The 11,711-nt window shown below is 37.9% G+C and carries 12 protein-coding genes; 2 read left to right on the top strand and 10 right to left on the bottom strand.

Annotated features, from left to right (window positions below; genetic code table 11):
- Positions 1-78: 78 nt before the first annotated feature.
- The 8 genes from corA to BUA46_RS05355 form a co-directional block, all read right to left on the bottom strand.
- Complete coding sequence (gene corA, locus BUA46_RS05390; RefSeq protein ID WP_019387278.1) at positions 79-1,146, bottom strand: magnesium/cobalt transporter CorA; 1,068 nt, start codon at positions 1,144-1,146, stop codon at positions 79-81.
- Between the two features lie 35 nt (positions 1,147-1,181).
- A complete protein-coding gene (locus BUA46_RS05385; protein WP_019387277.1) occupies positions 1,182-1,724 on the bottom strand; it encodes a mechanosensitive ion channel domain-containing protein in 543 nt (180 codons plus the stop codon).
- Between the two features lie 69 nt (positions 1,725-1,793).
- Positions 1,794-2,756 (bottom strand): hypothetical protein, encoded by a 963-nt coding sequence (locus tag BUA46_RS05380; protein ID WP_019387276.1) that lies wholly within the window; start codon positions 2,754-2,756, stop codon positions 1,794-1,796.
- 17 nt (positions 2,757-2,773) lie between these two features.
- On the bottom strand, positions 2,774-3,367 hold the full coding sequence (locus tag BUA46_RS05375; RefSeq protein ID WP_019387275.1) for a Maf-like protein: 594 nt from the start codon (positions 3,365-3,367) through the stop codon (positions 2,774-2,776).
- A gap of 62 nt (positions 3,368-3,429) precedes the next feature.
- Positions 3,430-4,338, bottom strand: coding sequence for a geranylgeranylglycerol-phosphate geranylgeranyltransferase (locus tag BUA46_RS05370; protein ID WP_072794732.1), 909 nt, complete (start codon positions 4,336-4,338; stop codon positions 3,430-3,432).
- A 3-nt stretch (positions 4,339-4,341) separates the two neighbouring features.
- Positions 4,342-4,659: a hypothetical protein gene (locus BUA46_RS05365; RefSeq protein ID WP_019387273.1), complete on the bottom strand. Its 318-nt coding sequence runs from the start codon at positions 4,657-4,659 to the stop codon at positions 4,342-4,344.
- Positions 4,660-4,667: 8 nt separating this feature from the next.
- A complete protein-coding gene (locus BUA46_RS05360) occupies positions 4,668-5,198 on the bottom strand; it encodes a KdsC family phosphatase (RefSeq protein ID WP_019387272.1) in 531 nt (176 codons plus the stop codon).
- Positions 5,179-5,946, bottom strand: a complete 768-nt coding sequence (locus tag BUA46_RS05355) for a Rossmann-like and DUF2520 domain-containing protein (RefSeq protein ID WP_019387271.1) — start codon at positions 5,944-5,946, stop codon at positions 5,179-5,181. The genes BUA46_RS05360 and BUA46_RS05355 overlap by 20 nt, the downstream gene beginning before the upstream one ends.
- A 255-nt stretch (positions 5,947-6,201) precedes the next feature.
- Here BUA46_RS05355 and BUA46_RS05350 point away from each other — a divergent pair, with 255 nt between their 5' ends.
- Positions 6,202-6,606 (top strand): group III truncated hemoglobin, encoded by a 405-nt coding sequence (locus BUA46_RS05350; RefSeq protein WP_019387270.1) that lies wholly within the window; start codon positions 6,202-6,204, stop codon positions 6,604-6,606.
- Positions 6,607-6,735: 129 nt separating this feature from the next.
- Positions 6,736-9,921 (top strand): cytochrome c biogenesis protein CcsA, encoded by a 3,186-nt coding sequence (locus BUA46_RS05345; protein WP_019387269.1) that lies wholly within the window; start codon positions 6,736-6,738, stop codon positions 9,919-9,921.
- Between the two features lie 380 nt (positions 9,922-10,301).
- Here the strand turns inward: BUA46_RS05345 and BUA46_RS05340 are convergent, their stop codons facing one another.
- Positions 10,302-11,024: a DUF3307 domain-containing protein gene (locus BUA46_RS05340; protein ID WP_019387268.1), complete on the bottom strand. Its 723-nt coding sequence runs from the start codon at positions 11,022-11,024 to the stop codon at positions 10,302-10,304.
- The gene (locus BUA46_RS05335; RefSeq protein ID WP_019387267.1) at positions 11,018-11,620 is read right to left on the bottom strand and encodes a hypothetical protein; all 603 of its coding nucleotides are present in this window, start codon (positions 11,618-11,620) and stop codon (positions 11,018-11,020) included. Before BUA46_RS05335 ends, BUA46_RS05340 begins: the two co-directional genes overlap by 7 nt.
- Positions 11,621-11,711: the final 91 nt, after the last annotated feature.

Below are 11,711 nucleotides of genomic sequence, written 5' to 3'. Positions count from 1 at the left end.
CGTTCCTCCTCGCTATGACGTATAAAAAAGATATAGCGGAAAGCCCGACCCTTGCGGGAGCGCCCAAAAACTAAAACTTTATAGCCACTTTTTGCGTTTAAAATAAAACAGCATGCTTATAAACAGCACCACCATAACGCCCCAAAGTATGAAATAGGAGTATCTGTATTGGAGTTCTGGGATGTACTCGAAATTCATGCCGTAGATGCCTGCTATAAAGGTGAGCGGGATAAAAATGGATGCCATAATGGTGAGGACCTTCATGACTTCGTTCATTTTATTGCTTATGGTGGTCATGTACATATCCATTAAACTCCAAATCATTTCGCGGTATATATCGATGTTTTCTGAGACTTGAATGAGGTGGTCGTACACATCGCGGTAAAAGGTGAGGGTGCTTGGTTGAATGAGTTTGTTATCGTTTTTTTCGATACGGTTAATCACCTCGCGAAGCGGGAATATGGCTTTACGCACCCGTAGGATTTCGCGTTTTAGGTTTTGTATGTTTTGGCTAATATCGTCATCGACATGGCCCGAGAAAATGGCGGTTTCAAAATTTTCGATTTTATCGCTTAAGGTATCGATTACGCTGTAATAATGATCGACAATGGCATCGATTAATACATAGAGTAAATAATCGGATTCCATATCGCGCACACGCCCTTTACCTTGGCGGATACGGTCGCGCACAGCATCGAAGACATCGCCTTCTGATTCTTGAAACGAGAGCACGTAATTGTTACCCAACACAAAACTGACTTGCTCTGAGACGATTTTTTCGTCGGTATCGTAATACAGCATTTTTAAAACCACAAAGAGGTAGTTTTCGTATTCGTCTATTTTTGGGCGTTGGGAGATATTTACAATATCTTCTATTACCAAGGGGTGTAACTCGTAATGTTTGCCTAGTTTTTCTATTTCGGCCACATGGTTTAATCCGTTAATATTAAGCCATGTTACGGTGTCTGAGAATTTAAAACCGAAGCTTTCTTCGACATCGCGAAGTTCTTTTTCTTTGCATTGCTGCTTGTTATAATCGAAAGACTCGATGAAGAGTTTTAGGGTAGATTTTTCGCCTGTATAGATGGCACTTCCAGGTATTTGACCAACAAGTTTTTTAGATTTGTGCTTCTTAGGTTTTTTCATGCTGTGTGTTTCACCTCTTAAATATATGGAATATTTTATACAGCTTCACCATCATCTTCGATGAATTCTTCGATAGCATCTTTCTCTACAAGCGTTACCGCTTTTTGTAAAATAAGGTTGTTTGGATAGGTTACTAAATCGCCATTTTCGAGACGTAAATGCAATTGAAAGGCACGAATATCTTCGATGATGGCTTCTAGCGGGAAATCTTTATCGTGGATGCATATTTTATCGCCTACTTTATAAGGAAACGAGAAAAACATGATGATACCTGAAGTAACATTGCTTAAAATAGACCAAATGGCAAACATGGCAATACCTATAATAGCGAATACCGATGAAAAGAGTACCGCTAAATCTTTAAAATTGGCACCAAACACAAAAGATTCGATAACCAAAGCAATGATAAAAAGCGTTACGGTTACATACCTGCGAATAAGACGGATACGTGCCTCGTTAATGCCATTTTTTCTGGCCACCTTACTTATGGTAAAATTGGTGATAAACCTTATGATGAGTAAGGTGAGTAATACAAAGCCTGTAATGATAAGCTCGGTTTGGTAAGTTTCTAATAACATGCGGATGTTGTTAAATTTCGATGCAAAGATACAAGCTAAATTGAGACTTAAAAGCAATTTGAAAACTTATTATTTTAATTGAAGCAGGTCTCTTAAAGCTTCATCTTTATTGCTGTTTTTTTGCCAGTAAGCCGATTTTATGGTGTTGAGTTTGGTAGCTTTGGTGGTTAATGCTTTCGCGCTATTTCCAAAACCGCTTTTTGAGGTTTCTTCCCAACCTAAAATCTCATAAGGAAATTCAGGATTGAAGGTGATAGCCAACGTACGGTTTAATTCTGGGTAATTTATGGTGTAGATATTGGCTTGTAAAGTTGCGGTAGCCTCATAGGCTTTTATAGGCACATGACGCAACCGGTGAAATTCTAACGCGGGAATGATTTTTAAATTTCCAGTGGGTAAGGATTGCGGATTGATGCGCAGTTGAGTCCATAATTCGTTTTCCAATATGGTTTTATCGAGTTTGAAATGTTGGTCGGCTTCTCCCTCGAAATAGGAATGCGACATGATTTCGAACTGGCTGCGGTTATTGAGTTGGGTGTACACATGTCCGCACCATTCTTGTATAGAACTTGACACTTTTAGCGCATGCTGATTATTAGCCACAGGGTAGAAGGTACTTTGCATGATGCTATACGGATAAATACCCGTGTTGAACTTTTTTGTGGCGTTGAGTTTTAAAACAGGAATGTTTGATTTACTGGAGTTATTGGCTTTAACTTGCACGTCTGGAAGAAAATCTTCGGTAACATACACCAAAACAGCAGTGCCTTCGCGCAATTCGCCATAGCGTGCTTGCTCTAATTTATAAGATGATAATTCGGCTTCTCCGGCATACCAATAGGCTTTAAACTCTGGAGAAGTTTTTTGTTTGGCTTCCGCTTTAGGCGTTACGATATTACTCATGGTGTGTATTACAACAGGTGCGGCTTTGGAATTGTTTTGGCAAGAAGCTAATAACAACAACACACCAATAATAACCCAAAGGATGATTTCGGCTTTTAAGACTTTTACTAATTTGTTTATAATTTGCATGCTATAAAATTACAACCCTAAGTTGTTTCTGCAATGGCATTTAACGTTTTGTAAACAAGATGAACGGGTAAACCCATCACATTGAAGTATGAGCCTTCAATTTTGGTAACGCCTATTTGTCCTATCCATTCTTGAATGCCATAGGCTCCGGCTTTATCGAAGGGTTTATAGGTTTTAATGTAATGCCAGATTTCATCGTCGGTTAAGGCTTTGAAGGTGACTTTAGTGATATTGTTCAGGGTTTTTTCGTAACCCAAACTGGTAAAGCAAACCGAAGTAATTACTTCGTGTGTAGCATCGCTTAAGGATTTTAAAATGGCATAAGCTTCTTGCGCTTCTCGTGGTTTTCCTAAAGCGGTGTTGTTGTGCCATACGATGGTGTCGCTGGTAATTAGAATGTCTTTGGGTTGTAAGGCTTCTTTAAACGGTAAGGCTTTGAGTTGGGCGAGGTAGTCGCTAATTTCAGCATGGGTTAGTCGCGGTGGATATTCTTCAACGATAGGTTTGAGTTGAATTTCGAAATCGAGACCTAAATTTTTGAAAAACTCTTGCCTGCGTGGTGATCCTGAAGCGAGAATAATACGGTGGTTTTTAAGTTTTTCTTTGAGCATATTTGGGTTTATAAACTTTGTTTGTGTTTGCTAATTTGCACCCGAAGGCAACATTTAATTTTCTACAAAATAAACAAATAAAACAACAACGACAACATCCCGAAAAGCATCACCAATTTGTACATGAGGCTTAAATGCCTAAAGTCTTTTTTTGTTTTGGTACCAAACGTTTTTACGGTGATGTAAAGCAACGGCCCCACAATAAAAACTAAAAAATAAATCACGGCTACAGGTTGTTTGTACAGGTCTGTAATTACGTAATACACAAGGGCTGCCAGCGGAATAAAATTGAGCACCGTAAGGATGTTTTTAGCGCGTTCTCTTCCAATAGCAATGGGTAAGGTATTCATGCCAGCTTTATAGTCGCCATCAATATCTTCAATGTCTTTGGCGATTTCACGTAGCAAGTTTATACCAAATGCAAAAAGGGCGTAATCTAAAATCACCTTAAAAAACACAACTTGGGTTTCTTGGTTTGTCGGTGTCATGGCTGGAATGAGCTCAAAAACTCCAACAATAATTAAACTTAAAGCCACCAATGCTGAAATCACCAGATTGCCAATTAAAATAGTCCGTTTTAAATACGAGGCATACACATAAAGCAATATGGAAATGATGACGAATATGGAAAAGAAAGGGGCTCTACCAACCCGATGTGATAAGTAAAACCCAATGCCAACACCAATGATATTCAATGCAATAAAAGCATTAAAGGCTGTTTTTTCTGAAATCGATTTGCCAATAATTACGCGGTCGGGTTTATTGATGGTATCGGTTTCGACATCGTAAATATCGTTAATGATATATCCAGCAGCCGCAATACACAACGTGGCTAAAATTAACAATGAAATCCCCAAACCATCTAAAGTTGTTTGTACACCAAAAGATTCTAAAAGAGCATATTTAATGAGTAATTGCACGACGGCAATCATCATTAAATTTTTCCATCGTATGAGGTTTAAAACATTCAAACTTTAAAAATTAGAAGCCAGTTTATCAATAAAAAACTTAAAGAAAAAAACCACAGGAATGGCGAGTAGCACAAAAACAATGATGGTTTTTCGGGTTCTTAATTGTTCCTGCTTTTTAATGTTATTTTTTATGGCTTGTTTCTCTGCTTTGGTAAGTGTTTTGTGCAAGAAATCGACTTGATGCTGGTAATGTGTTTCTCGGTTTAGTTTTTCTTTTAGCGACGAAAATGCTTTACGTGTAGACTGATTAAATACCTGTTGGTTATTTCCAAAACCAATGTATCCAAATCCGGTGCTATGTCTGCGTTTGTTTCGTGCCAAATTGAATTCTAATCGTAATTTGCACTATAATTACCGTTCCATTTTCCTTGCACTTTAAGGACCTGCTCAATCACATCTCTGGCAGCACCTTTACCACCTTTTTTATGCGAAATGTATTTCGATATTTCTTTAATTTCAGGTACTGCATCTTGCGGGCAACAGGGTAGGCCTATGCCTTTCATTACAGGATAATCAGGAATATCATCGCCCATATACAACACGTTTTCAGATTTGATGCCTTTTTTCTGAAAGTAATCATCCAACTGCTCTATTTTATTCGAAGCGCCGAGGTAAATATCTTCAATACCTAAATTTTGCAATCGGATTTTCACACCTGGGTTGGTGCCGCCAGAAATCACACAAACATGATAACCTTTATCTACAGCTGTTTTTAGCGCGTAACCATCTTTAATATTCATGGTTCGTAACATCTCGCCAGTGGTAGTTACCGTTACCGAACCGTCGGTTAAAACGCCATCAACGTCAAATATAAATGTGGTAATGTGCTCTAAATATTCTTTATAACTTTTTTCTTCCATGGGTTTGTATAATAGATTCGGTAAGCAATTTATAAATGGCTTTATGTTGCTCGTTTTCTAAAAGTTTTAGGTGTTTTTTTATCGTTTTTTTATCGTTGCGTTTTGCGGGTCCGGTTTGTGCTTTGTAAGGCGACATCTCTTGCACTTTTTTAGCAGTTTCCAGAATTAGTGGCTTCAATAAATCGAATTCGGCACCTTCGTGTTCGGTAATTTCGTGCCCAATACGGTAAAGCTGATTGGTAAAATTATTCACAAAAACAGCCGCCAGATGCAACACGCGCCTTTGGTCGCTATTAATGCGCTTGGTTGGGCTGCCTAAACTCCGCGCCAGGTGCTTTAAAACCGGATAACTTTTTTTATCAATCGTTTCAATACAAATAGGCACATTGGCAAAATCGACATCGGAATTTTTACTTAAACTCTGCAGCGGATACAGCACCCCGCGTTTGTGTTTTTTATCCAAATCGTAAACACTCACACTACCAGAGGTATGCACCACCAATTTATCATCAAACGGAATTTGGTGAGAAACCTCGGCAATAACATCATCACTAACCGCCAAAATATAAACGTCGGCCGCTTTCAAAGCACTTATATCGTCGGTAATTTCTACAGCGTTAGCATACGGTTTTATGGCCGCCAAACTGCGGTTATACCATTGTATAACGCTAATGTCTTTTGCTTTTTCAAAGCCCTTAAAAAAATGGGTCGCTACATTTCCAGCACCCAGAATTACTACTGAAATCATAGCGCTAAAATACTAATGAATTATCAAATAAAACGCAGAATTATTAATTTTTGGGCGCATCCCTATCGGGTCGGGCTATTCACTGCAAGTCCTCGGTCGTGCCTCCCTGTGGGCTTTTTGTTGCTATCCCTTGCGCAACCGTTCGCAGCGTGCCATTTTTGCAGCTGCGATTGGTCTCTATCTCAGGTTAAAACTTTGAGTTTTATCGTATCAATTCATACTTTAAATCTTTAAAATAGCGTACTTTTGTGTATCATGAAAAACGATCTCAAAACCCGCGACGATGTTTATCTTTTAGTCTCCTCTTTTTACGTAAAAGTGCGAGCAGATCAGGTTTTAGGTCCGTTTTTTAACGACGTCATCAAAGATTGGGATGCGCATCTAGACCGACTAACCACCTTTTGGGAATCCAGCTTATTTATGACTCGTAGATTAGAACAACGCTATAAAGGCGACCCTTTAGAGGTGCATGTAAAAGTCGATAAAGAAAACAACCACAGCATCACCGAATTACACTTTGGCTTGTGGTTAAACTTATGGTTTCAAACCATCGATGAACTTTTTGAAGGCGAGAACGCCGAAAATGCCAAACGTCGCGCCAGAAAAATGGGCACTTTTTTGTATTTAAAAATTTTTGAAGCCAGAACAAGTCAATCGTAAAACAGTGGTCATTTTGTTTCAAGTGATGGCTTCAAACTTCAAAATTTCAATCAACTTTTTAAATACTTTAACACTTCTTAATAAACATTAATCCTTAAATTTGCAAAACCTTAATAAAGGGTACTGATTATGCAAAAAAAGCTCGCCAATATTTTCTTTTCTACCAAACTTACTGCCGTTTTATTTATTGTGTTTGCTGCTGCTATGGCAACAGGAACCATTTTAGATGCAGGACAAGAAACATCGCCAACGCCATACACTCGAAATTTAATCTATAACGCGTGGTGGTTCGAAGCTATCATGGTGTTTTTCGTTATTAATTTTACGGGTAATATTTTCAGATTCAGGCTGTACAAAAAAGAAAAATGGGCTACTTTTATTTTACATTTAGCCTTTATTTTTATTCTCTTAGGGGCTTTTATTACACGTTATGCGAGTTTTGAAGGCATGATGGCCATTCGCGAGGGCGCTTCAGAAAACACGTTCTTATCTCAAAAAACATACATCACCGCTTTCATTGATGGCGATTATATGATAGACGGTGTACCGCAGCGTTTACCAATTGAGCGCGAAGTTGATTTTTCAGGACGTTTAGAAAACAATTTTAAAATAGAAACCAAATACGATCAGCAACCCGTAACCATCGAACTCGATAAATTTATTGTTGGGGCTGAAGAAGATATTATCCCAGACGACAATGGCGAAGAATATCTAAAAGTTGTGGAGGCAGGACAAAACGGACCGCACAATCACTTCTTAAAAGTAGGGCAGGTGCAAAGTATTCACAATGTGCTTTTTGCTTTAAACAAACCAACCGATGGGGCAATAAATATTACGTTTCAAGGTGATTCGTTGAGTATTAATTCGCCATTCGAGGGTGAATATATGACCATGGCAACTCGGGCTCAAGGTAAATTGGTTGCCGATAGTTTACAGCCGCTTTATCTGCGTTCTAGATATGTTATTGGTAATATGCAAATGGTGTTTCCAAAACCTGTAGTTAAAGGTGTTTTTGATGTGGTTCAAAAATCACAACTCCTTAAAAACGATGCCGATGGTGTGGTATTAAACGTTACTACTGGTGGTGAAACCAAACGTGTAGGCTTATTAGGAGGTAAAGGTATTAATGGTAATTTTAAACAGATACAAGTTGGCGGACTTGATTTGGCATTTAAGTATGGCTCGAAAATTTTAGAGTTGCCCTTTGCGTTAAAATTAAACGATTTTGAAGCAGAACGTTACCCAGGAACCGAACGTGGTTATTCGGCATATTCTAGTGAAGTCACGGTTTTAGATGAGCGCTCTGAAAACTACGACTATAAAATTTATATGAATAATATTCTGGATCATGATGGTTACAGATTTTTTCAATCGAGTTTCGACCCAGATGAAAAAGGAACTATTCTTTCTGTAAACCATGATTATTGGGGTACCTTAATTACCTACATTGGGTATATGATGCTGTACTTTGGTTTAATGGCTATTTTGTTTTCTAAACATTCACGTTTTGGCGATTTAAAGCGTCATTTGGAAAGCGTTAAAAACAAAAAAGCAAAAGTACTGAGCATCTTTTTGTTATGTACGAGTTTAGGAGCTTTTGCTCAAGAACATTATGAAGGCGATGGTCACGACCATACGGCGCCAACAAAAGCGCAAATCGATTCTATTTTAAGAGCGAATATCACACCAAAAGTACATGCGGATAAATTTGGGCATTTGGTGATTCAGGATTTAAGCGGGCGCATGATGCCTGTAAATACTTTCGCCTCAGAAATGCTTAGAAAATTAAGCAAGAATGACACTTATGAGGATTTTGATGCAAACCAAGTGTTTTTATCCATTCAAGAAAGTCCGATGCTTTGGTACAATGTGCCTATTATTTACTTAAAACCTAAGAAAGGTGATTCTATTAGAAAGCTTATTGGTGTTGATAAAGAAGTGAAATATGTGCCATTGGCCGATTTCTTTACAAATCAAGGAGCGTATAAACTAGCGCCTTATTTAGATGAAGCTTATAAAGCGCAAATACCAAATGGGTTTCAAAAGGAATTTAAAGAAACCGACCAACGAGTTAACTTGTTATATAATACGATAGAAGGGATGTCCTTGAAGATTTTCCCAATTCCTGATGATGAAAATAACAAGTGGATTTCAAACTTCGATTTTAAAAGAGACGCCTCGAAAGTTACGGATTCGTTGTATTCTAATTTTATAAAAAATGGCTTTAGAGCGTATTTATATACCTTAAATCAGGCCAAACAAACGGGCGATTTTTCGGAAGCTGAAAAGCTTTTAGGAGCTTTCACCAAAACGCAACACCGTTATGGTAGCGAGGTGATGCTGAGCGACAAAAAAGTTAAAGCCGAAGTGCTTTATAATAAATACGATATTTTCAAGAAGCTCTTTAGCTGGTATTTATATGCTGGAACTTTGCTGTTTGTATTATTAATTATGCAAATATTTAATGACAAGCGCAAGTTTGTAAATGTGTCTGTAACTGTTTTAAAATTTGTGGTTTTAGGCTTGTTTGTATTGCATACAGCAGGGTTAATTGCACGTTGGTACATTTCAGGACATGCACCTTGGAGTGATGCCTACGAGTCCATGATTTACGTAGCTTGGGCTACCATGTTTTTTGGATTAGCCTTTGGGCGAAAAAGCGATTTAACCATTGCCGCAACCGCATTTGTTACCGCCATGATTTTAATGATTGCACATTGGAATTGGATGGATCCTGCGATTGCAAATCTGCAACCGGTTTTAAATAGTTATTGGTTAATGATTCATGTAGCGGTGATTGTTGCAAGTTACGGTCCGTTTACCTTAGGTATGATTTTAGGCATTGTATCCTTATTCTTAATGATATTTACTACCAAAAAGAATAAAGCCAAAATGGATTTAAACATTAAAGAATTAACAATTATAAACGAAATGGCTTTAACGGTTGGTTTGGTGATGCTTACCATTGGAAACTTTTTAGGCGGTATGTGGGCCAATGAAAGTTGGGGACGCTATTGGGGCTGGGATCCAAAAGAAACTTGGGCACTTATAAGCATTATGATTTATGCTTTTGTTATACATATGCGTTTGGTTCCTGGATTACGCGGACGATGGTTTTTTAACTTGATGTCTATTGTGGCGTTTGCTAGTATTTTAATGACCTATTTTGGTGTGAATTTCTACCTAGCCGGATTGCATAGTTATGCGAGTGGCGACCAAATAGTGAGTGTTAAATTTATTACTATTGCTTGTGTGCTAGTCGCTATTTTAGGATTCTTTGGGTATCGTGGCTATGCGAAATTTTATAGGAAATAAGAGAATATAAATTCTTCGCGTAGATTTTGAATAAACGCTTCTATGCGTTCATTTTGTCTTGATACAAAACGAACCAAAAAATCAAGGTCAAGCCAAGGAATTTTTCAGTGAGTACTGAAAACCGATTTGAAAACTCCGTGTCGAACGTTCGTTCTCCTTTTTTCGGAGCTTTTCTTCATCTATTCTGCGCCTTGACTTTCAATTCTATGAATTGATATGGGTGTCGACTTTTTACGGATTTAATGTTTTGTGCTGCAATAAATATTAATTAAATTATGGCTAATGGCTAGATCGCGTTAGGGATTGCAGAGGAAAGCCCACAGCGAGGTACGAGCGAGGACTTGTAACGGAAAGCCCGACCCTTGCGGTAGCGCCCAAATCTACGTTGTTATTATTCCTAAAACATATTCGTAACCCAAACCGAAGGCGATGGCTAAACCGAAACTGATAAGGGTGCCAATGAGGATGTACTCGGTGAGTTTGCGGTCTTTGGCTTTTGATAAATCGCTGAAACGGAAAACGGATTTGGCGGTGATGAGAAAGCCAACACCTTCCCAATGGTTAGTGATGATGAATATGAAGACTAAAAGGCGCTCGAGGATGCCTATGTATGCGCCGGCGTCTTCGAGGGTAGCTTCTTTGTTATATTCGGTTAAATCCCATTTGGAAATGATGGTTTTCATGATGATTGATGAGACTTTGGTTACACCTATGATACAGGTGAGAAACAATAGGGTTTCTGGAGCGAATAGTAGATTGAAATTGATGTTGTACGATTCGTAAATTTGAATGACTAACGCAATGATGATGAGGTGTGCGAGTTGATCTAAACCAAACAAGATTCTTTTATTGAATTTGGGGTTGAGGTGGAGTTTAATAACATCGATAATGTAATGTGAAGTAGGGATGATAATGAGGGCTAACCAATATTTAAATTGAAATTGCAACACCACAATGAGCGTTAGGGCATGAATTAAAATATGCCAATACAAAAACTTCGATTTGTGTTTGTGGGTTTCTTTATGCAGTACCCATGTGTTGGGTTGAAGCACAAAATCGCCTATAACGTGGGCAAGAATTAGTTTGATGGCTAAGGTTAACATAGGGTTTGTATTTGGTTTTGGTAATACTTTAAGAGTTTTGAAATCTCATCAAATCCTGCTCGTTTAAGGCCTTGACTAATATTGCCTTGTGTTTTTTCTAAAATGTTGGCGATTTGATTTTGGTTTAAATCGGGGTTTTCTAAAGTGGTTTTTACAAGAATTGCCGAGGTGCTAGACCAATTGTTTATGGTTAATTGAGCGAGATCGAGCATGAGGTTTATGGTGGTATCAAACAATTCGTTATTTGATTTTATGGCTAAAGTTGTTTTTTTAAGACTTTCAAAACACTCGCCAGAATACACAAAGGCACTACCGTTAGATTCTGTAATATTATTGGATTGGTATGTTTTTTCGCCGATGCCAATGGCGAGACGAACATCAATATTGTCAAATTGTTTTATGGTGGCTTTTATAAGCATACAGGCTTTTAAGGCGTGTTGGGGTTGAACTTCGAGTTGAAAACTATCGCCTCTATAAATTTCCCAAGTTTGTGGCGTATTACCAAAACTATTTAAAATTGTTTTAAGCGCATTTAGCCAAAGTTTAGGTGAACTTTCTTTAGAATTGATGATATCGCCTGTTATTATACTGGTCATGATTTGGTATATGATAGTTTCAAAATTAGCTATTATAATTTAAATCACCAAAAATATTAGCTAAAAAACTAATAATTGTAAATATTATCTA

Source organism: Algibacter luteus (genome assembly GCF_900141715.1).
GTDB classification, from domain to species: Bacteria; Bacteroidota; Bacteroidia; order Flavobacteriales; family Flavobacteriaceae; genus Arenitalea; species Arenitalea lutea.
The sequence above is the reverse complement of the archived record's forward strand: the minus strand, read 5'-3'. Positions and strand labels throughout refer to the sequence as shown.

Bases quoted from the DNA above. Each gene is read 5' to 3' on its own strand.
- corA (WP_019387278.1), bottom strand. From the start codon at position 1,146: ATGAAAAAACCTAAGAAGCACAAATCTAAAAAACTTGTTGGTCAAATA.
- BUA46_RS05385 (WP_019387277.1), bottom strand. From the start codon at position 1,724: ATGTTATTAGAAACTTACCAAACCGAGCTTATCATTACAGGCTTTGTA.
- BUA46_RS05380 (WP_019387276.1), bottom strand. From the start codon at position 2,756: ATGCAAATTATAAACAAATTAGTAAAAGTCTTAAAAGCCGAAATCATC.
- BUA46_RS05375 (WP_019387275.1), bottom strand. From the start codon at position 3,367: ATGCTCAAAGAAAAACTTAAAAACCACCGTATTATTCTCGCTTCAGGA.
- BUA46_RS05360 (WP_019387272.1), bottom strand. From the start codon at position 5,198: ATGGAAGAAAAAAGTTATAAAGAATATTTAGAGCACATTACCACATTT.
- BUA46_RS05355 (WP_019387271.1), bottom strand. From the start codon at position 5,946: ATGATTTCAGTAGTAATTCTGGGTGCTGGAAATGTAGCGACCCATTTT.
- BUA46_RS05350 (WP_019387270.1), top strand. From the start codon at position 6,202: ATGAAAAACGATCTCAAAACCCGCGACGATGTTTATCTTTTAGTCTCC.
- BUA46_RS05345 (WP_019387269.1), top strand. From the start codon at position 6,736: ATGCAAAAAAAGCTCGCCAATATTTTCTTTTCTACCAAACTTACTGCC.
- BUA46_RS05340 (WP_019387268.1), bottom strand. From the start codon at position 11,024: ATGTTAACCTTAGCCATCAAACTAATTCTTGCCCACGTTATAGGCGAT.
- BUA46_RS05335 (WP_019387267.1), bottom strand. From the start codon at position 11,620: ATGACCAGTATAATAACAGGCGATATCATCAATTCTAAAGAAAGTTCA.